General features: G+C 60.1%; 16 protein-coding genes and 4 tRNA genes. 10 read left to right on the top strand and 10 right to left on the bottom strand.

Features of this window, described 5'->3' with window-relative positions; genetic code table 11:
- Positions 1 to 306: 306 nt before the first annotated feature.
- From FTO60_RS08865 to FTO60_RS08855, 4 genes are all read right to left on the bottom strand, one after another.
- Positions 307 to 2,364, bottom strand: coding sequence for a molybdopterin-dependent oxidoreductase (locus FTO60_RS08865; protein ID WP_148055618.1), 2,058 nt, complete (start codon positions 2,362 to 2,364; stop codon positions 307 to 309).
- Between the two features lie 218 nt (positions 2,365 to 2,582).
- Positions 2,583 to 3,161 carry an L-lactate permease gene (locus FTO60_RS17825; RefSeq protein WP_197738489.1) on the bottom strand — a complete coding sequence of 193 codons (579 nt, stop codon included), beginning with the start codon at positions 3,159 to 3,161 and terminating at the stop codon, positions 2,583 to 2,585.
- 11 nt (positions 3,162 to 3,172) lie between these two features.
- Entirely contained in the window at positions 3,173 to 4,066 is an 894-nt protein-coding gene (locus FTO60_RS17820) for an L-lactate permease (RefSeq protein ID WP_197738488.1), read from the bottom strand.
- A gap of 3 nt (positions 4,067 to 4,069) precedes the next feature.
- Positions 4,070 to 5,071, bottom strand: coding sequence for a 2-hydroxyacid dehydrogenase (locus tag FTO60_RS08855; RefSeq protein WP_148055617.1), 1,002 nt, complete (start codon positions 5,069 to 5,071; stop codon positions 4,070 to 4,072).
- A 388-nt stretch (positions 5,072 to 5,459) separates the two neighbouring features.
- Between FTO60_RS08855 and FTO60_RS08850 the strand changes: the two genes are divergently transcribed.
- From FTO60_RS08850 to FTO60_RS08825, 6 genes are all read left to right on the top strand, one after another.
- On the top strand, positions 5,460 to 6,917 hold the full coding sequence (locus FTO60_RS08850) for a pyridoxal-dependent decarboxylase (RefSeq protein WP_148055616.1): 1,458 nt from the start codon (positions 5,460 to 5,462) through the stop codon (positions 6,915 to 6,917).
- A gap of 412 nt (positions 6,918 to 7,329) precedes the next feature.
- A complete protein-coding gene (locus FTO60_RS08845; protein WP_148055615.1) occupies positions 7,330 to 7,794 on the top strand; it encodes an HU family DNA-binding protein in 465 nt (154 codons plus the stop codon).
- Positions 7,795 to 7,813: 19 nt separating this feature from the next.
- Positions 7,814 to 7,888 (top strand) — tRNA-Val (locus tag FTO60_RS08840).
- A 53-nt stretch (positions 7,889 to 7,941) separates the two neighbouring features.
- Entirely contained in the window at positions 7,942 to 8,529 is a 588-nt protein-coding gene (locus tag FTO60_RS08835; RefSeq protein WP_148055614.1) for a histidine phosphatase family protein, read from the top strand.
- Between the two features lie 63 nt (positions 8,530 to 8,592).
- Positions 8,593 to 8,668, top strand: a tRNA-Val gene (locus tag FTO60_RS08830).
- Positions 8,669 to 9,096: 428 nt separating this feature from the next.
- A complete protein-coding gene (locus tag FTO60_RS08825) occupies positions 9,097 to 10,035 on the top strand; it encodes a pirin family protein (protein ID WP_148055613.1) in 939 nt (312 codons plus the stop codon).
- An 83-nt stretch (positions 10,036 to 10,118) separates the two neighbouring features.
- Here the strand turns inward: FTO60_RS08825 and FTO60_RS08820 are convergent, their stop codons facing one another.
- Entirely contained in the window at positions 10,119 to 12,812 is a 2,694-nt protein-coding gene (locus tag FTO60_RS08820; RefSeq protein ID WP_172623852.1) for a calcium-binding protein, read from the bottom strand.
- A 271-nt stretch (positions 12,813 to 13,083) separates the two neighbouring features.
- Between FTO60_RS08820 and FTO60_RS08815 the strand changes: the two genes are divergently transcribed.
- Positions 13,084 to 13,569 (top strand): CBS domain-containing protein, encoded by a 486-nt coding sequence (locus FTO60_RS08815; RefSeq protein ID WP_148055611.1) that lies wholly within the window; start codon positions 13,084 to 13,086, stop codon positions 13,567 to 13,569.
- On the opposite strand, the gene FTO60_RS08810 is transcribed toward FTO60_RS08815, so the two are convergent.
- The 3 genes from FTO60_RS08810 to FTO60_RS08805 form a co-directional block, all read right to left on the bottom strand.
- Positions 13,532 to 14,275 carry a Crp/Fnr family transcriptional regulator gene (locus tag FTO60_RS08810; RefSeq protein WP_148055610.1) on the bottom strand — a complete coding sequence of 248 codons (744 nt, stop codon included), beginning with the start codon at positions 14,273 to 14,275 and terminating at the stop codon, positions 13,532 to 13,534. The genes FTO60_RS08815 and FTO60_RS08810 overlap by 38 nt on opposite strands.
- 224 nt (positions 14,276 to 14,499) lie before the next feature.
- A complete protein-coding gene (locus tag FTO60_RS17675) occupies positions 14,500 to 14,673 on the bottom strand; it encodes a hypothetical protein (protein WP_172623851.1) in 174 nt (57 codons plus the stop codon).
- Between the two features lie 77 nt (positions 14,674 to 14,750).
- Positions 14,751 to 15,512 carry a polysaccharide deacetylase family protein gene (locus tag FTO60_RS08805; protein WP_148055609.1) on the bottom strand — a complete coding sequence of 254 codons (762 nt, stop codon included), beginning with the start codon at positions 15,510 to 15,512 and terminating at the stop codon, positions 14,751 to 14,753.
- Between the two features lie 223 nt (positions 15,513 to 15,735).
- Here FTO60_RS08805 and FTO60_RS08800 point away from each other — a divergent pair.
- The 3 genes from FTO60_RS08800 (at position 15,736) to FTO60_RS08790 (ending at position 16,435) form a co-directional block, all read left to right on the top strand.
- Positions 15,736 to 15,812, top strand: a tRNA-Asp gene (locus FTO60_RS08800).
- A 33-nt stretch (positions 15,813 to 15,845) separates the two neighbouring features.
- Positions 15,846 to 15,922: transfer RNA gene (locus tag FTO60_RS08795), tRNA-Asp, on the top strand.
- 291 nt (positions 15,923 to 16,213) lie between these two features.
- Complete coding sequence (locus tag FTO60_RS08790; RefSeq protein WP_148055608.1) at positions 16,214 to 16,435, top strand: RND transporter; 222 nt, start codon at positions 16,214 to 16,216, stop codon at positions 16,433 to 16,435.
- Here the strand turns inward: FTO60_RS08790 and FTO60_RS08785 are convergent.
- Complete coding sequence (locus FTO60_RS08785; protein WP_148055607.1) at positions 16,432 to 17,730, bottom strand: S41 family peptidase; 1,299 nt, start codon at positions 17,728 to 17,730, stop codon at positions 16,432 to 16,434. The genes FTO60_RS08790 and FTO60_RS08785 overlap by 4 nt on opposite strands.
- Complete coding sequence (locus FTO60_RS08780) at positions 17,727 to 19,100, bottom strand: dipeptidase (RefSeq protein WP_148055606.1); 1,374 nt, start codon at positions 19,098 to 19,100, stop codon at positions 17,727 to 17,729. The genes FTO60_RS08785 and FTO60_RS08780 overlap by 4 nt, the downstream gene beginning before the upstream one ends.
- Positions 19,101 to 19,163 lie beyond the last annotated feature (63 nt).

The raw sequence follows: 19,163 nt of genomic DNA, 5'->3' as shown, positions 1-19,163 counted from the left end.
AGCCATTGCCTATTTGGTAACAGAAAAGGGTGCCCGTTTCGGGCGCCCTTTTTCGGTCTGAAGCTAGGCCGCAGCATACGGGCCACCGGGCTGATCCGATCGGGACTGATGATCGTGGGGTTGCGCAGCCGTTTTGTCGGATGCCGGATGGCTGGAGCGTTACGCCACCACTAACCCCAAGCGGGAATCGGACCTAGGCGCATGTTGCGGCGAAGGTATAAAATCAGACCAAAACGACCGTTGCTGCGCTGCAGACCAATGTCGGCTTGGGAGGCACAGCTCGAACGCCCGTTAAGTTTCATGGGTTCATTCACGTTCTTGAAGGAGTGAGATCATCACATGTGCTCCGTAATTGGACTGGCCTACTGAGAAGGCAAAGGTATCCAAAGCTGACTCTGGCAAAACCGATGACGCATCGGTAAGCGCGTTCAATCCCGGCCATCCGTCCCTGATCCAGACAGTCCCGGTCGGAATACGAGCAGTGACTTTTGCGCGTGCGCGGAACGCACCTCGTTCGTTGGATACTTCAATTTCAACCGCATTTGCGATTCCACGTTCCTTTGCATCGTCAAGAGATATCCAAAGGTCGGCTGCGTCTTCGCGCGCCGCAAGCGTGGGTAGCGCACGCGCATGATCATAGAATGAATGAAAATGTGCGAATGTCCGACCGTGGGCCAGATGAAGCGAGCCTTGTCCTCCATCTGGCTCGGTGCAGGTCGGAAGCGGCGAGAGCCCCATTTCGGCGGCACGCTGCGAATAGAACTCGATTTTGCCTGACGGCGTTGTAAAGCGGAAGTCCGGGTGAGCGACGGGCGAGACCTTCAGCGCCGCACGCCCGCCATTGGCGCGCATTGACGCCACGGTCGTGTGGCCTGTTGCATCGTGGTCCAGAGCCGCGTTCATCGCATCTTCCTGGCTGTCCCACGGATAGACATCTTCGACACCTAGCCTCTGCGCGAGACCCTGATACAGATGATAAACGGGCCTAGCATCTCCTTGTGCCGGAAGAGCTTGGTCCGAGAGATGCACATAGGTGTTTGTGGACTTTGCACCGATTTCCTCCAGCCAGATTGTCCCTGGCAGAACGATGTCTGCGACCTCGCGGATCATTTGATTAGGGAATATATCATAGGCCACAACAAGGTCAGCTTTACCCAGAGCAGCACGCATTCGGTTCGTATCCGGAAATGAAGATAGGACGTTCGACCCGATTGAAACGAAGACCTTTACGTCCCCGCTTTCGAGGGCCGCAATAATAGCCTCCATTTGGTTGGGGATGTAGCGACCCGGCTTGCGTCTATCGGCAGCCGACAAATCGACAAAGCCCGCACCGTGGCTTCGCCCGCCATGGCGTGGCCCGATGCCGCCTCCTGGACGACCGAAATTGCCGGTCAAGCCAGGAAGACAAGAGATTGCCCGCGCCGCGTCCCAGGTGTTGTTACCTTTGTGAAGAGATGAGCCGCCAATCACAATCATGGCGGCCCGCGACGAAGCATATGTGCGGGCCAAAGCGGTGATCTGTTCGTGGGAAACGCCCGTTTGCTTTTCGGCCCATTGCGGTGTCATCGGTTTGATATGTTGGGCCAATGCCTCGAATCCAACGGTATGAGCCTCGATAAAGGCCTTGTCCCACAACTCGTCTTCCAGGATGACCTGTATCATAGCCAAGGCAAGTGCTGCATCCGTGCCCGGCCTGACAAGAACCACGTCATCCGCCAGCGCTGAGGCTTCGGTTTTGCGCACGTCAATGACCACGATCCGCGCGCCGCGCCGTTTTGCAATCTCGACATGTTTCAGCGTCGCAGCCTGACTGACAGTATTTGCACCCCAAAGAATGACCATTTCCGAGTTTGCACTCAGGTCTTCCTTGGTCGAGGTCTCAAGTGCGCCTGTGATGCCAAGGCCGAACCCTCCCAATCCCCAACAGATCATTGCCGGGTTCCAGAACTGGCAGCCATAGAGGTTTGCAAATCTGTCCATCTGGGCGCGCTTCAACCCAAAGGCATAGTCATTCGCCCAGTTCCCGTGTCCCTGCCAAAAACCGACGGCCTCTCTGCCCACGGCTTGCATATGGGTCGCCATCACGTCCAATGCGCCGTCCCAAGTGGTCTCGGACCAATCTTCGCTGCCGCGCTTCGTCCGTGTCAGGGGCTTAAGGAGCCGGTGCTGGTTTGATACGATCTCGTGGGCAGCTTTGCCGCGCATACACAAGAACCCTTCGCTGTCTGGGTTCGTATCATCACCCTTTATTGACGCAAGCTGGCCGTCTTCAATCGTAACATCCATCCCGCAAAGCGTCGGATGACAATTCATCGGACACATGGTCTTGTAATTCTGTCGCTTGGTCATGTCGCGTCCGATCATAGCTTTGAAACAGACTAAGCCGTATAGACTCTTCCCGACCAGAAATTCTTGAATTGCGTCGAGACGGTGCAAAATCAGACGCCAAATTACAAGACGAAGCCATAAGGTGAGCTTGGGAATTCCGATTTGCAGTCGCCGAAAGCCCACATTGGCGCAGCCGCAACGAAGGGCGAGTTTGTCCCTCTCGTCGGACCTTGGCGCATGTTGCAACGAAGCCGTTAAATCAGATAGATGGCAAGAAACGAGACGGCCGCGCCCGCACCTGCATATAACAGGCAGGGCAACAGCGTACGCTCCAGGACCTCGCCTTCGCGTCCTGTCAGGCCGACGGTCGCGCTGCCCGCGATGATGTTATACGGGGCGATAATGTTGCCGATTGCCGCCCCGAAGCCCTGTGCCGCAATCAGCGAGGGCACGGGCAAGGACAGACTTTGGGCCGTCGAGACCTGTAGGTCGGTGAACAGGATGTTCGAGGCCGTGGCTGATCCGGTGATGAAGGTCCCGAGGACCCCGATGAACGGGGCAATGATCGGCCAGGCCGGGCCGACGCTGGCGGCGGCTGCGGCAAGGCTCGCGATCATCCCGGAATGGACCATCAGCCGCGACAGCGCCAGCATCACCAAAAGGGCCAGCGCGACGGGCAGCAGGCGGTTCAGGGCGGCCATCAAGGCCCCGCGCAGCACAGCGCCCTGACCTTTTGCAATGGCTGCAACCAGCAGACCTGCAAACAACATCGTGCCGGGATGATAAAGCGGTTGGTAAGACCCGCTGTAGCTTTCGCCGAGTGTCCAACTCAAGGTAATCCCGCTCAGGCTTTGCTGCAGGGGGGGATCAACCGCGTGAGCAGAACAAGCAGTAGAATCAAAAGGTAGGGGGACAGATCGGCCACAAGTGATCGGAAATTCAGCCCGGTCGGCCCCTGTCCACGCCGCAGCACAGCAATGAACACGGCTCCGCCGATCAAGGCACCTGCAAGCGTCGGCAATTCCGGTCCCACCACGGCGGCAATGACCAGCGACGGGATCAGAAAGCACAGCGCCGCGAGGGCCGTCCAAAGCACGTCTTTGCGCGATAGCGGGCCGCTTGCGGCAAGCCGGACCGTCGCCAGCAACAGGAACGGCGCGGCAACGGCATGCAATGTGGCTGTCCTGACCGCGATCTCTGTCCCGGACCCGCCGATTATCGCGATCTGCGCCAGCGCCGGCGTGCCGACCGCGCCGAATGACACGCCCGCGGCATGACCCAAAAGCGCGAGAACCAGGGCTCTGACCGGCGCATATCCAAGTCCGACCAGCAAAGGCGCTGCAAGGGCAACCGGCGTCCCAAAACCGGCGGCGCCTTCCATGAACAGACCAAAGAACCAGGCGATCAGAATGGCTTGAAGGCGGCGGTCGCTCGTCAGTGACGTCAGCGCGTCCCGGATACGGGCAATCGCGCCCGTCTGTTTCTGAAATTCAAAGATGGCCAAAGCCGGCAGGATGATCATGAGGATCGTGAAGGTCGCGTGGCTGGCCTCGGCGGCGACACCGCCCATCAGGCTGGCCAAGGCATTGCCCGTCGCGGGGGGCGGCTGGAACGCCGTTAGGACAAGCACCAGTGCAACAACGAGGCCACACAGGCCCGCGACAATCGCGGACCACCGCATGACCCCCATGCCGACCAGAATAACCGCAAGCGGTGCCGCCGCGAGAAGTGCCGCCACCACCTATCTGTCGCCTGGCATCGGCACCGGATGAACCGGCACGCCATCGCGTTCGAATGCCGTGATGTTGGCGATCGTCGTTTCCGCAATCGCCTTTAGGGCTTCACGGGTAAAGAACCCCTGATGGCCCGTGATCAGGACGTTGGGAAAGGTCAAAAGCCGTGCGAAGACATCATCGCGGATGAACGTCTGGGACAGGTCTTCGAAAAACAGGTCCGCCTCTTCTTCGTAGACATCAAGACCGACGCTGCCAAGCGCGCCGCTTTTGAGCCCGCCGATCAGGGCGGATGAATCCACCACCGCACCACGACTGGTATTGATCAGCATCACACCCGGCTTCATTTTTGCGATCGCATCCGCGTCGATCAGGTGGTGCGTTTGCGGCGTCAGCGGGCATTGCAGCGTGATGATGTCGCTGGCGCGCAGGAGGTCATCAAGATCAACGTAGCGAACCCCCAGATCGGTGCAGTTGGGGTTTTCGTAGGGATCAAAGGCAAGCAAGTTGCATCCAAACCCGTTCAGGATGCGCGCAACGTTTTCGCCGATCTGGCCGGTGCCGATGATACCGACAGTTTTCCCCCAAAGATCAAACCCAAGAAGGCCATCAAGTGCAAAATTACCATCGCGCACGCGGTTATAGGCGCGATGAAGTTGCCGGTTCAGGGTCAGGATCAGAGCGACCGCGTGCTCGGCGACCGCGTGTGGCGAATAGGCAGGAACCCGCGCCACCGCCATGTTTGCTTTCTGCGCCGCCGCAAGATCGATGTGGTTGAAACCGGCCGAGCGCAGCGCGATCAACCGAACGCCCGACTGCGCGAGTTCTGCAATGACGTCCGCGCCAAGATCGTCATTCACGAATGCGCAGACGGCGCCACAGCCGCACCCCAGTGATGCGGTCTTGGGTGACAGGCGGACGTCAAGGAACACCAGCTCGTGCTGGCCTTGATTGGCCGCTGCCATAAAGCGTTCGTCATATGGTTTCGTGCTGAAAACAGATACTTTCATTCGCGCCCATGCCCCAACCTTTTGAATTGCACCGTGACTCTTGGCGACCACGTTAACACGGCGAAACCCGAAGCCAAGACCGATTGCGCACCTTGGGAATCAACAGTCGGTTATGTGCCGGAACGGAGGTTGCGGATCAGGCCGCGGCGTGGATGAGGGGCCAGTCGGGCGCGACGCCGCGAAAACGGTCGCAGCAATAACGGGGCGCGCGACGAAGCGGCCGTTGGGCCTAACGAAATCCATCCCCAAACGCCACGCCGCAAGACGGGAGTCCAAGGATATTCAATCTGCGCATGCCCTCATGACTTGATGTCCGTCCTGACCGTAGATCACTTGCGCCAAATGCATTTTTCTGCAAATTTTCTTTTTTCATATAAGGACGCAGCCTGTGGGAAACACCAGGAAAGAAACCCTTGATCCGGACGATTGGGACGCCAGTCGCGCACTCGCACACAAGATCGTTGACGAGGCGGTGGACCATTTGGATAAGGTCCGAGAGCGTCCCGTTTGGCGGCCGATGCCCGACGAGGTCCGCGTCAGGTTCCAGTCTGGCCTACCCGAAGACTCCGCGCCTCTGGATCAAGTCTACAATGAATATCGCGAAACCGTCGGTGCTTACCCGATGGGTAATGTCCATCCTCGCTTTTGGGGATGGTATATGGGTGCCAGCAATTTCACCGGAGCTTTGGGCGATTTTCTTGCTGCAGTGGAAGGTAGCAATCTTGGAGGCGGCAACACGGGCGCGGCCCAGATCGAACAGCAAGTCGTCGATTGGCTGAAGGAGATTGCGGGCTTTCCCAAAACCTCAAGTGGCACCCTGACCAGCGGCGGGTCGATGGCGAACCTTGTGGCGCATACCGTGATCCGCAACCTTGCCGCCGGGTATGACGTACGCAAGGAAGGTATCGCCGCGCTGAAAAGGCCGCTGCGCTTTTATGCCTCCGATCAGGTGCACAGTTGCCACCAGAAGGCGTTAGAGACACTGGGTCTGGGCTCAAGAGCTTTGGTAGAGGTCCAAAGTGACGACAGTCAGCGGATGCGGCTCGATGCGCTTGGGGCCGCGATCGCGCAGGACCGCGCCAATGGGCTGCAACCGGCTTGCGTGATCGGGACGGCAGGGACGACGAACACCGGAGCGATAGATGACCTGACGGCGATTGCTGATCTCTGCGAGCGAGAAGGCCTTTGGTTCCATGTGGATGGCTGTATCGGCGGAGTCCTGCGTCTTGCCCCGGATCACGCCCATTTGGTCGCCGGAATCGAGCGGGCGGGCTCTGTCGCCATTGATCCACATAAATGGCTTCACGCACCCTTCGAAGCGGGAGCCGTTCTGATCAAGGATCCCGAGGCGCATTTTTCGACATTCGAGATGCACGGCGCCTATCTGCAACTCCAGGAGCGTGGGATGATTGCGGGCAAGTTCCTCGCGGATTACGGCCTGGAACTCAGCCGGGGCTTTCGCGCTTTGAAGATATGGATGGCGTTCAAGGAACAAGGTTCCGCAAAGTTCGGGCGGCTTATTGCGCAGGACATTGCCCTTGCCCGCTATATGGCTGGGCAGATTGAGGCGCATCCGCTTCTCGAACTGATCGCTCCGGTAGACCTCAATATCGTGTGCTTCCGCTATATGGAAACGGAGGAAGATGCGGCCAAAATCCTCAACACCGAAATCATGCTTCGGATTCAGGAGCGCGGGCTCGCGGTGCCTTCTGACACAACAGTGCAGGGCAAGCATGGGCTTCGTTGTGCCTTCAACAATCACCGCACCCAGCGTGAGGATATTGACGGGTTCCTGAGCGACGTGCTGCGCATCGCAGATGAAATCCTGTCAGAGAAAACCGCTTGATTCCCTGATTGGAGATATCGTTGACGACCTTGCGATCATCCGCCCGCTTCGCGCCGCGCACCCTCGAAGGAAGTGAACCACATAATAGATGATTTGGGGATCCTGTCAGTGGCTATGTGACCTGGATTGCGCAAAAAGAATAAGCCCGTATGACGTATGTAAAAGCGAAAGGGCATCGCGGGGGGCGCCTCGGAAACCTGGACGCAGACCGTGACAAAGGTCCGCTTGGGCCAGAAAGACGCGACGTTCCACATCCCGCCTTTGCCGCGCGGGCGCTTGCAGCGGAACCCGTGCCGAGCGGCCGGCTGATCACAGGTAAAATGCAACACTGGCCAATTTGACGTGTGAACACGGTATCCAAGCCCCGCGTGACAGGCTATTGTTTCCATAATCGAAACACTTGGAGGCCAGCATGGCAACCCGCACCACGAAAACTGCCAAGAAGAGCACGACGGCGACGAAAACCACCACGGCCCGCGCGAAAACCACGACGGCCAAGGCCAAAACGACCGCCGCCAAGCCCAAGGCCGCCGCGATCAAGGCGGCACCCGCCGCCGCACCTGCGCCCACACCGACCGTTGTGGCTTCGGCCGCGCCGGTTGTGGCTGGCCCGACCGTGCGCAAGAAAGAGCTGATCGACCGTGTCGTTCTGGAATCGGGCATGAAGAAAAAGGACGTCAAACCTGTGGTCGAGGCAATGCTGGCCGTCCTTGGCCGCAGCCTGTCGCAGGGCGAGGAGATGATCGCGCACCCGCTGGGCAAGCTGAAGGTGAACCGTGAAAAACAACTGACCAATGGCAAGATGATGATCGTCAAAGTGCGTCAGAACGCCGAAACAGCCGCAGCGAACGAGACCCTTGCAGAGGCTGCCGAGTAAGGCTAGAACGCCCGCCATCGGGTGATTAGCTCAGTGGTAGAGCGCTTCGTTCACATCGAAGATGTCAGGAGTTCAAATCTCTTATCACCCACCAGAATTCAGAGGCGCACTGTCATAGGTGCGCCTTTTTACGTTGAAGGCCGCCCGATGAAACCGATCCCCGAAATATTCGTGATCCGTCACGGCCAAACCGAATGGAACCTTGCCGGGCGCTGGCAGGGCGATCTGGATTCCCCGCTGACCGCGCAAGGGATCGCGCAGGCCAAGGCTGTGGGGGCGCAGCTTGCGCGCCTCGGGATCACACCCGCCAGCCACCGGTTTTACACCAGCCCGATGGGGCGCGCGCGCGCCACGGCCCAGTTGATGACTGGCGGGCAGGGCGTGGTGATCGAGGATGCCCGCCTGCGCGAAATATCCGTTGGCCGTTGGACCGGTGCCACCCGCGACGAAATCCGCGCCCAGACCGATTTGCACGCCGATGCGCATTTTCTGGACTTCTACGCCGCCGCCCCGGGCGGAGAGCCATTTGCCGTGATGCAGGATCGTTGCGCCGCATTTCTCGAGGCACTGACAGGGCCAAGCGTGATTGTCACCCACGGAATTACCTCGCGGTTCCTGCGCACGCTGGCGATGGGCTGGGGGCTTGATCGGGTCGCGGAGCTTCCCGGCGGGCAGGGTGTGATCCACCACGTCGCGAACCGTCAACACGCTGAAATCACGCCGCAAACGGATTGAATTTCATCAGCGGCCAAGAGGGGGCTTGCGTCAATCCGTCGGGGCAGCTAGATGATGCCGCGCGGGTCGTTAGCTCAGTTGGTAGAGCGCTTCGTTTACACCGAAGATGTCGGGAGTTCGAGCCTCTCACGACCCACCACCTGTCCACCTCTTTTCAGGTTGATATGATCCTCGCTGCGGGCGGCCCGACCGAACGCGCGTTTGCTGCGCAAGCCACGCTAGGTCGGGAGTTCGAGCCTCTCACGACCCACCACCTGTCCACCTCTTTTCAGGTTGATATGATCCTCGCTGCGGGTGGCCCGACCGAACGCGCGTTTGCTGCGCAAGCCACGCTAGGTCGGGAGTTCGAGCCTCTCACGACCCACCAACCACCAATTTGCAAAGCAAATTTGTGGAGCGCGAGGCAGCGTTTCCCATTGGAAACGCGTTCGCGCACCTCTCGATACAAGAAAATCCCGACTGACACTATTCACCGCTTTATTGTGCGCCCTCGCACATGCCCCCTCCGCATTCACCCCTTGGTGCGCGCCTGCCCCGCGTTATATCATGATCACAGGAGGAACGCGCATGAGTTGGAATCCAGCCCTTGATCCCGATTGCCCCACAGGTGACGCCGTGGATGCGATTGAAACCGTGATTGTGCCGCGCGCCCGTGATCTGGGGGGCTTTGCGGTGCGGCGCGCCTTGCCAGCGCCCAAACGGCAGATGGTTGGCCCATTCATCTTTTTCGATCAGATGGGCCCGGCGGAAATCCTGACCGGGCAGGGGGTCGACGTGCGCCCGCATCCCCATATCGGGCTGGCAACGGTCACCTATCTGCACAGCGGTCGCATTCATCATCGCGACAGCCTTGGCACGGATCAGTGGATCACGCCCGGGGCCGTCAACCTGATGACGGCGGGTCACGGCATTACCCATTCCGAACGGATGGATGATGATGTTCGCCCGGTCAGCCTGTTCGGCATTCAAAGCTGGATCGCCCTGCCAGAAGAGCGCGAGGATGACCCCGCGGCCTTTGTCCATGCGCCAGCCGATGATCTGCCGGTCCTACAGGGAGAGGGCAAGCAGGTGCGCCTGATCCTTGGCACGGCCTACGGCGAGGCGGCCCCAGTGGCGACCCCGTCGGAGATGTTTTATCTGGACGCGATTCTGGATGCGGACGCGGCCATTCCGCTGCCTGACAATCACGAAGACCGCGGTGCCTATGTGCTGGAGGGGGCCGTTGATGTGGCGGGCCAGCGTTTTGATGCGGGAAAGATGATGGTGTTTCGCCCCGGCGACAATGTCAGCCTGCGCGCGGGCGATCAGGGCGCGCGGATCATGCTGCTGGGTGGGGCCACCTTGAACGGGCCGCGCCATATCTGGTGGAATTTCGTTGCTTCAAGCCGCGACAGGATTGATGCGGCCAAAGAGGCATGGCGGGCCGGTGACTGGGCCAACGGGCGCTTTCAACTGCCTGTGGGCGATGATCAGGACCACATCCCGCTGCCCGAACGCCGCCCGTAATTTAGCGCAATGGCGGTCTGCCCCACCCTTTGCGCACAAAAAATCGAGGGTGGTTCCCCACCCTCGATCAATGTCATGCGCGCCTAGACGATATTGAGGTCCAGCGCGATTGCGGCGACGTCAAGCCCGGCGCTGTTTTGCAGTTCCAGAATATCGCCAGTGCCGAAATCAAAGGTAACGATCGTGCCGGTGACATCGAGGGTCGCGTAAGTGTCCGCGACTTGGCTCGCGGTCAGCCCGCCACCCCAAAGGGCATCGTCGATTTCGATCTTGTCGATGCCGGTTTCGTAGTCGGTGACTGTGTCGGCATCGTAGCCAAGCCCGAACACGAAAGTATCGGCGTGGTTGCCACCGGTCATGGTGTCGTTGCCCGTGCCGCCGTCAAGCAGATCGCCGCCAAGACCGCCATCCATGACGTCATCGCCGTCGCCACCAAAAAGCGCGTCCAAGCCTGCGTCACCGGTTATGACATCGTCGCCGGCGTCACCGTAAACGGTGTCGTTGTTGCCCTGACCGGCAAGCAGGTCATTGTCGGCTCCGCCGTGGATTTCGTCATTGCCCGAGCCGCCAGCGATCGAATCCAGCCCGGCTTCGCCAAAGATGATATCATCCTGACCCTGACCCAGAACGGTGTCATCGCCACCACCCGCATAGATCAGGTCGGCGCCTGTTCCGCCGGCGATGTCGTCATCACCGTCCAGCCCGTAGATTTCATCAGCGCCGCCGAACCCGCTGATGACATCGTCGTTATTGGCGCCCGTCAGCAGATCTTCGCCCGCTGTGCCCGTGACGGTCAGCGGATCGTCATTCACGGATGCAGAATCTGGGTTGGAGACAAAGAAGTCGTCAAGCATGCTCAGCCCTTCGCCCGGATCGACCGACCCGTCATCAATGCCAAGCTGTGCCGCCACGCCTGTCAGTGTCGCCACCAGTTCACCGTCGACATAGACCGTCAGATCATCGCCCGACACGCCTTGGGTGATCATCGCGGTGCCGGCCACCGTGTCGGTGTCGAAATGCACCAGCCCGTCAAAGCCGATCAGGCCCAGCTTGTCTGCGCCGATTTCAAAGTCGGCAATCGTGCTGGCGGTGATCACATCGCTGACCGATGTGCCATAGGACAGCACAAACAGGTCCGACCCGGCACCACCTGTAAAGGCGTTGCTGCCAATCCCGACAAGATAGTCATCGCCCGCCGTTCCGGTGACCGTCGCTCCGGTCGCGTGCAGCGCGATTTCGTCATAGTCCACCAGCAGTTCGGCGCTATAGACTGTCGCGGGTTTGGTATCGCCCTTGATATAGACGGCAACGTCGAAATCATCTGTCAGGTTCAGGCCGTTCACCGAGACCGATCCGGCGTTGTCCTGCCAGCCCGCACTGATGCTGAGCGGCGAAATGTCGGTTGCCCAATCGAGCAGGTTCAACACGGTCTGGGTTTCTGCACCGACCTCGTATTTTTCCTCGCCGTTCTGAATGGGCGGCGGATCGCTGGGGTCAAGCGGGATTGTGACGCTGGGCAGGTCCTGACCGTATTTGTCAGGCAGCAGGCGCCAGCGTGGGCCGGTGATATATTCGGTGCCATCCGCGTTCAGGACAGGCTCGAACGGTTCGCGGTCCATCGTTGTATACCAGGCGTTGGTAAAGCCCAGTTCAAGATCGTCCGACATTGATCCGATCAGATCGGGGAGCGACCCTGTGACCGCATCCGCCAGCATCGTGTCACGCAAGATCGTGCCCGCCGCGTAAAGCGTGCCGTCCCCCGCATAGTAGTCATCCGTCGTGACCCAGACGGTGCGGCCCAGATCGCCTTCGTAGTCTTCGATGACCGCATAGGTGGGCAGGGTGCCAATCGCGGATTCGTTCTCGAAATCTTCGGGGCGGACCTGATCGTTGGGGTTGTTGGTGATCGTGTGGTGGATCACAAGTTCGGCCGCGCTGATCGCAAAGAGCTTTTTCAGGCCCGATACCTCGTCGGTTTCTTTCCATTCGTCGGGGGTGTCCAGCGTGGCTTCCAGGCGCACATCGTTGGGCCGTTTGATCGTGTTGCCCCAGCGATAAAGCAGCTTGCCATCGTCCTTCATCGTCACCGAATAATCGGTGCTATAGGCGATGTCGTAGGACACGGTGCTTTCGTTGGGGTTCAGCAGATCCTTGATGTCAAGAACGCCGTCCTGATTGGCGTCCGTCACCCCAAAGACTGCGGCATTGTCGAGCAGCTCTTGCACGTAATGCCCATCCCAGGCCAGATTCTGGCTTTTGAGGATCAGGTTGTCATCCAGTTCATATGCCGCGTCTGGATCACCGGGAAATTTCTGGTCCGAAAGAATATGTTGCATGACCGTGTAGTGTTCGGTCGAGGCTTTGACGGTGGTGCCGCCGATCCCCGCCAGCCACGTGCCCAGAACGGCAGGGGTCTTGAAGGTGTCGGTGGGCGCATCGGAAATGACGACACCGGCCTGAACGCCGCCGATCATCAGATCACCGGCCCAGCCTTCGGCGTAATCGCCATCCAGCACCTTGTCCTCGGCCCCGACGAAATCAGTGACATAGAACCCGAATTCACTGTCGATCGGATAGAGCGTCACGCCGTCCTTGGTTACCTTGGTACCATTGTCGCCAGTGAAATCAACAAAGCCGCCATCCGCGCCCTGGGTCTGCCCGTCAAAGGTGCCGGTGATGTCATTGGTGCTGAAAACATGGGTCGATGTAAAATCGGGATCGGTATTGAGCGGCTGATCAAAGTCGACTTCGGTGCCCGGGTTGATTGGTGTTGCCATTGTCTCGTCTCCTCGCAAATTGATATCCGCGACAACACCCGCAGCGGGTGAATCGAAGAAATATGCCATCATTCTAATGTGTCGTAGGGGACCGAAAATTAACGAAAGTTAAGCGCTGTGGATTTGGCATGGGGCAGCAAAATAAAAATCGCAGAGCATTGATAAAGGATAATGCGCAAGCAGGTGAACGATGGGACGTTTACACATATGTGGCGCGAGGTGCGGGACGAATGAAGGCCCCTGTGTCGCGCTTGAAGCTGCGGAAACGACGATGCGTGTAAAAAGTCTAATTGATCATCCACCCGTGACGGTTGGTCCCGATGCGACCGTTCTTGCCGTGACAACGATGATGCGCGAGGACGATATCGGGGCGGTGCTGGTTCTTGACCGGAACCGGCTGGTCGGGATCGTCACCGACCGTGATATCGCGACCAAACTCACGCCGTTTGGCGCACCGGCACTTGCGCAGCCCATCGCGCGCTTCATGACCCTTGATCCGCTGACCTGTTCGCCCGATCAGGATGTGCGGGATGCGACAGTGTTGATGGCTGACTTTCAGGTGCGCCGCCTGCCGGTTCTTGATGCCAGCGGGCGGGTTGTCGGGCTGTTGACCCTTGATATGATTGCCGAAGATTTCTGTGAACATCTGGCGGGCGAAACCCTTGGCGAGATCGTCGAGCAACGCTCCCGCAAACCGCTGCGCGTCAAGCCCGAGGATCTCAGGGCTGGATTTCCTGTGCCAAAGTTTCGGCAGTGATCCCGGCAAGGTCTTCAAGGGCCGCCCTGTCGCAGATGCAAAGGTCAATGTGATCGGCCGTCGAAACAAGACCCTGCCGCGCCATCCGCCGCAGCGTGCGGCAGACATGCACCGCCGTCAGCCCCATCAGTTCGCCGATCTGTTGTTGGGTGACGGGCATATGATAGCAATCGATTGTGTCGTCGCGCATCGCGCCGGTGCGCACGCCCATTTCCAGAAAGGCATAGGCCAGACGTTCGTCGGCCTTGCCGCGCCCCAGCCGCAGCATCCGTTCGGCAATCCGCGTCCGGATCGCTGCCGCTTCCATCGTGTTGACCTGGGCCAGCTGCGGCACGGCGCGTTCAAGCGCCAGCCATTCGGCCAGGGGGACGGCGGCGATGGTGGCGTCTGTCACTGTCTCAAGCCCCATAGCAACGGTCACGCCGTCCACCGAGGTCAGATCAAAGAAATCCCCCGGCAGGCCAAAATCGATGATCTGCGTCTGGCCTTCGGGCATAGATTTGAAAATACTGGCCCAACCATCCATCACCACATAGATCGCGTGACTGTCGTCGGCGTCGCTTTTTATCAGACGGCCAGCCGCATAGTGGCGGCTGTGCGTCGTCAGCACGGCGCGGAACCTTGCACTTTGATCGGGATCAAGAACGTGATCGAACCAGTATCTGGTGGGCTGTGGCGGGGATTGTTTCAAAAGTGACGTTGACATGCGGCCTCTCTTGCAGGGCGGGGTGGGACGCACCAGCGCCGTTGAAATAACTTGCGCTGTATCAGGCTGCGCATCGCAGACCTTGGGCAAGGGGTCGTGGGAGGACTATAAGCATTCAAACATAAAGATGCTTTGATCTTGATCAACGTCGCAACAGCGACAGCCCCCGTGCCCCGATGTTGCGGGGTCCGGGGGCTGTGCCAATGTCGGTGCAGTGGTGAACCTTACGGACGCCCACCCTGGGTTTGTGTGTGATCCTGGTCGCGATCCTGATTGTCATCGACAGCCGTTGTCACGATGTCGCTGTCACTGGCGACACCGGTCTGTGCCGTTCCCAGCGGGTCTTCACATGCGGCCAGCAAGCCGGTCAAAGCAAAAGCAATACTAAGTTTCTTCATGGTGTTCTCCTTCTCCATGCCATGATTATTTGGCATCCGAAGGCGGCACGCATTGACTAAAGTTAACGGTCTGTTCCCTAGCTTGCGGCCTGAATGACCCGGCGAAAATTGCGGTTTTGCCATGTGGGCCAGCCCAGCATTTGCGACATCGTGGCAAAGCGCAGGCCGCGCCCGGTCAGCCCGTCCAGCGCGCGGGGCATCGCGTCAATCGTGCCGCTGTGGATATCATGGCTCAGGATGATCGACCCCGAGCTGGAATGTCCAAGAATCCGGTCGGCGACCACAGAGGCGCCGGGGCGGCGCCAGTCTTGCGGGTCAACCGACCACAGGACCGTGGGCATGGAGCGCGCCGCGTGCAGCATCAGGCGCTGGCGGCGGTTGAATGCGCCGTAGGGTGGGCGAAACGTAACCGGTGGGCGGCCGGTGATCTGATAGATCGCATCCGTAGTGCGATCGATCTCACGGATGACAGCGCCGTCGGAATAGCCGTCCAGAAACGGGTGCGACCAGCTGTGGTTGCCAATCTCGTGCCCCTCGGCGGCGATCCGGCGGGCGATGGCGGGGTATTGCACCACACGGTTACCAATCAGGTAGAAGGTCGCGCGCAGATTGCGCGCCGCCAGCAGATCCAGCAGGCGTGGCGTCAGGCTGGGGTGTGGCCCGTCATCAAATGTCATCGCCACCACGGGCGAAGGCGTGCTGATGGCGGTGATTGTCGCGCCGTCCCTTTCGACGATATCGTCGGGCAGGGCAATCAGCGGTCGGGCGCGCACCGGTGTGGCGGCAGCGGACAAAGCCGCAGCGCTTGCGGACAGAAATGTCCGGCGAGACATCGTCATATGTGACCCTCCCCAGGGTGGCATTTGTCTTGCGACAGGATGCAGAATGACGCGGAACATCCTGCAATTCAATGATTTATTGTAAATCAGGGGGCGCGGCTTCGGGTCGGTGGCCCTGGCGGGCGAAAAATGCCGCTGATTTGGTGCGCTTCGCGCTTGACGGGGTGCAAGGTGCATCCTAGAAGGCAGGTCACGCTTGAGGACACCCTTGGGCGGGCAGTGAGCGGTTGTAGCTCAGTTGGTTAGAGTGCCGGCCTGTCACGCCGGAGGTCGCGGGTTCGAGCCCCGTCAACCGCGCCACACTGCCCCCTGAAACGTCTTGATGCGTGATGCGCGGTTGTAGCTCAGCTGGTTAGAGTGCCGGCCTGTCACGCCGGAGGTCGCGGGTTCGAGCCCCGTCAACCGCGCCACTTTTCCCCTTTGATTGATGCCGTGACGCAGACCGGAATCAAGCCGCAGGCGCCGGTCTGATCGGCGGCCCGCCCCACGGGTCGGCGATATGCCAGCCGGGCGCGACACCGCCAGGCAAGATGACTGCGGCCACCATAAAGTGCGACGACGGCATGGTTGCATCGCCCACCCACGGGCCGCCGATCAGATCTTTTGGACCATGCGCGAAGGCCTGCGACAATACATTCCGCTTTTGGCATGGATTATCTGCCACTCTGCCCTTATGTCATCCCGTAACGAAAGGGCAGAGCATGCAATTCCTTGATCAAATCCCGTGGACCCTCGCGATCCTTGCGGCACTCACGCTGGGCCTTGCGCCCTTTTTCCCCGAACCGCATATCTGGGAAAAGCTCAAGATGCTGGTTGCGGGCAGGCTGTCGCGGCCCGTCGATATCTTTGATCTGCTGCTGCATGCCGCGCCCTGGGCCTTGCTGGTGGCCAAGGCGGTGCGCGCGGTGGTGCTGAAATCCTAATCGCGCAGGAGCGCATCCAGTTGCGGGTCATCGCCACGGCGCATCGCGTCGGCGTCAAAGGCGGATACGATATCAGGCGGCACGCCAATCCGTTCATAAAGCGAGCCATCGGCCGCAAAATAGCGCTGATGCGACAAGCCCAGCACAAAGCCGTTGGGCAGGGTCACTTCCATAATGTCGGATTGTCCGCCCGCAGTCGCTTCACCCACGACCGTAACCTGTGGCAGGTCGCGCATTGCAAGGGTGAATATCTCAGCCGCACTTGCGGAATAGCCGCTGGTCAGCAGCGTCACAGGTTGGGTCAATGCGCGCGGTCCGGCTGGCGAAACCATGATTTCGAACGGGTCGCCAAAGCCGTTGGCGTTGCGCGTCACCTTGGTGCAGCAGAGCAACGGTTCGGTTGCGAAAAATCCCGCGTATGTCAGCCCGACACTGTCTGATCCACCGGGGTTCAGGCGCAGGTCGATGACGATCGCATCGGTATTGGCCAAGGCGCCCGCCACTTCGGCGAATCCGTCACTGGCCAGCCCGTCCTCGGTGCCAAACAGGCCCGCGTTCGCGCCCATGTGCCGGATCAGGACATAGCCGGTATTGCCCTCAAGCACGCCGTATTCCAGCCCTGTGTTTGCAACGCTGGTCAGGCCGCGCGCGCGGGGAACCTCAAGAAATGCAGTGCGCTCCTCGGCCCAATCCACATAGGTGGCGGGGCTAAAGCCGCGCGACAGGGCAGGGGCGACGATATAGGTGTGGCCATCATCCAAAGGTGCCAGAACCTGCGTCATGAGATCAAAGGTGGCGGTATCGTCCAGATCGTCGGTGAATTGCCGCGCAAACTGGTCATAGCGCGCGGCCCAATCGACACCATGCAGATCAAAGAAGGCATAGTTTTCGTTCATCACGGTCCACATCGCCTCAAAGTTTTCGCGCGGGGTGCCGGGCTGCGGGGTGGTGCCGCAACGGGCGGGCAGTGCGGCGATGGGGGTGGCAATGATGGGGTTCACCGTGCCTTGCACGTTGATTGTCAGCACACCGTCCGTGGCCGAAAAATCCGCATTTGCCAGCGCGCGCAGGGCAAGGGAATGGGCGGGGCCGGTCAGATAGGTCAGGCAAGTCGCGCTGTTGACCTCGTAGACGTCCAGCCGGAACCGCCCGATATCAAGCACCAGCCCGTAGCCATCGGTGGCCCAAAGCCCGCGTGCGCCGCGCTCCGGCATGAAGGCAGGCCAGGTGAGAACCACAAGGGCGATCAGCGTGCCAATCCCCCAAAACGCCCAGTTCAGAAGCCGCCTGATCACGTCAGGGCGTCCAAGACACGCGCCCAGCTTCGGATGCCCTTGTGAAAACTGCGCAGGTCGTATTTTTCGTTCGGGCTGTGGATGCGGTCGTCTTCCTGGGCAAAGCCGATCAGCATCGCGTCCATGCCCAGCACGTCCTTGAAATGGCCCGCGATCGGGATTGATCCGCCCATGCCGACAAACACCGCTTCGCGGTTCCATTCATCCGACAGGGCGTGGCGCGCGGCCTCGAATTCGGGCCGGTCGATGTTCATCACGGCGGCTTTTGATCCTTCCAGATCGTTGTCCCAAGTGACGCGGGTGTCGGGGCGTAACTGCCCTTCGACATGGGCGCGCACCTTGTCGCGCAGCATGTCGGGGTCCATGTCGCCCACAAGGCGGCAGGTGATCTTGCAATGGGCCTGCGCCGGAATCACGGTTTTTGATCCCGCCCCCTGATAGCCGCCCCACAGCCCGTTGATCTCCAATGTCGGGCGCGCCCATTGCTGTTCCAGTGTGGAATAGCCCGCCTCGCCACTGGCACGGGTCAGGCCGGCGTTGGCCAGATAATCAGCCTCGTCAAAGCCGCTGTTCTCCCACTGGCGTTTCAGGGTGTCGCCAATCTCGTTCACGCCATCATAAAAGCCCTCCACGGCAACGCGCCCGCTATCATCGTGAAAGCTGGCGATGATCCGGCTGATTTCGCGCAGGGGGTTCACGGCGGGGCCGCCATAATGGCCCGAATGCAGGTCCATCGCAGGGCCATGCAGGGTAAATTCATCCTTGAGCATCCCGCGCAACTGGCTGGCGATCGACGGCACACCTGGGGCGACCATGCTGGTGTCGCAGATCAGCGCCAGATCGCAGCAAAGTTCGTCTTTGTGCGCCTCCATGAAGGGCACGAGGGATGGCGAGCCGGATTCTTCCTCGCCCTCGAACAGGAAGGTCAGCTTGCAGGGCAGGGTGCCATGCACGGCCTTCCACGCGCGGCAGGCTTCGACAAAGGTCATCAACTGGCCCTTGTCGTCAGATGCGCCGCGCCCGCGAATGACGCGGCCGTTGGGGGTGTCACTGATGCCGGGTTCAAACGGGGGGTTGTCCCAAAGGTCAAGCGGATCAACGGGTTGCACGTCGTAGTGGCCGTAAAACAGCAGGTGCGGGCCATCCCCGTCCAAGTGGCCGACAACCATCGGATGGCCGGGTGTTTTGTGTTTGGTCACATCCACACCCAGCGATTGGAGATCGGCGACCAGCCAGTCGGCGGCCTTGTCGACCTGCGGTGTGAAGGCGGGATCGGTGCTGATCGATTGCAGGCGCATGAAGTCCATCAGGCGGTCCAGCGCCGCGTCAAGGTCGGTGTCGATACGGGACAGGACGGGATCAAGGGACATGGGTGCCTCCGGCAGTTGGGATTTTGGCTGACCCTATCGTATGGCGATGCCGTGTCCAGCCTT

The organism is Octadecabacter sp. SW4 (assembly GCF_008065155.1).
Taxonomy (GTDB): Bacteria; Pseudomonadota; Alphaproteobacteria; order Rhodobacterales; family Rhodobacteraceae; genus SW4.
The sequence above is the reverse complement of the archived record's forward strand: the minus strand, read 5'-3'. Positions and strand labels throughout refer to the sequence as shown.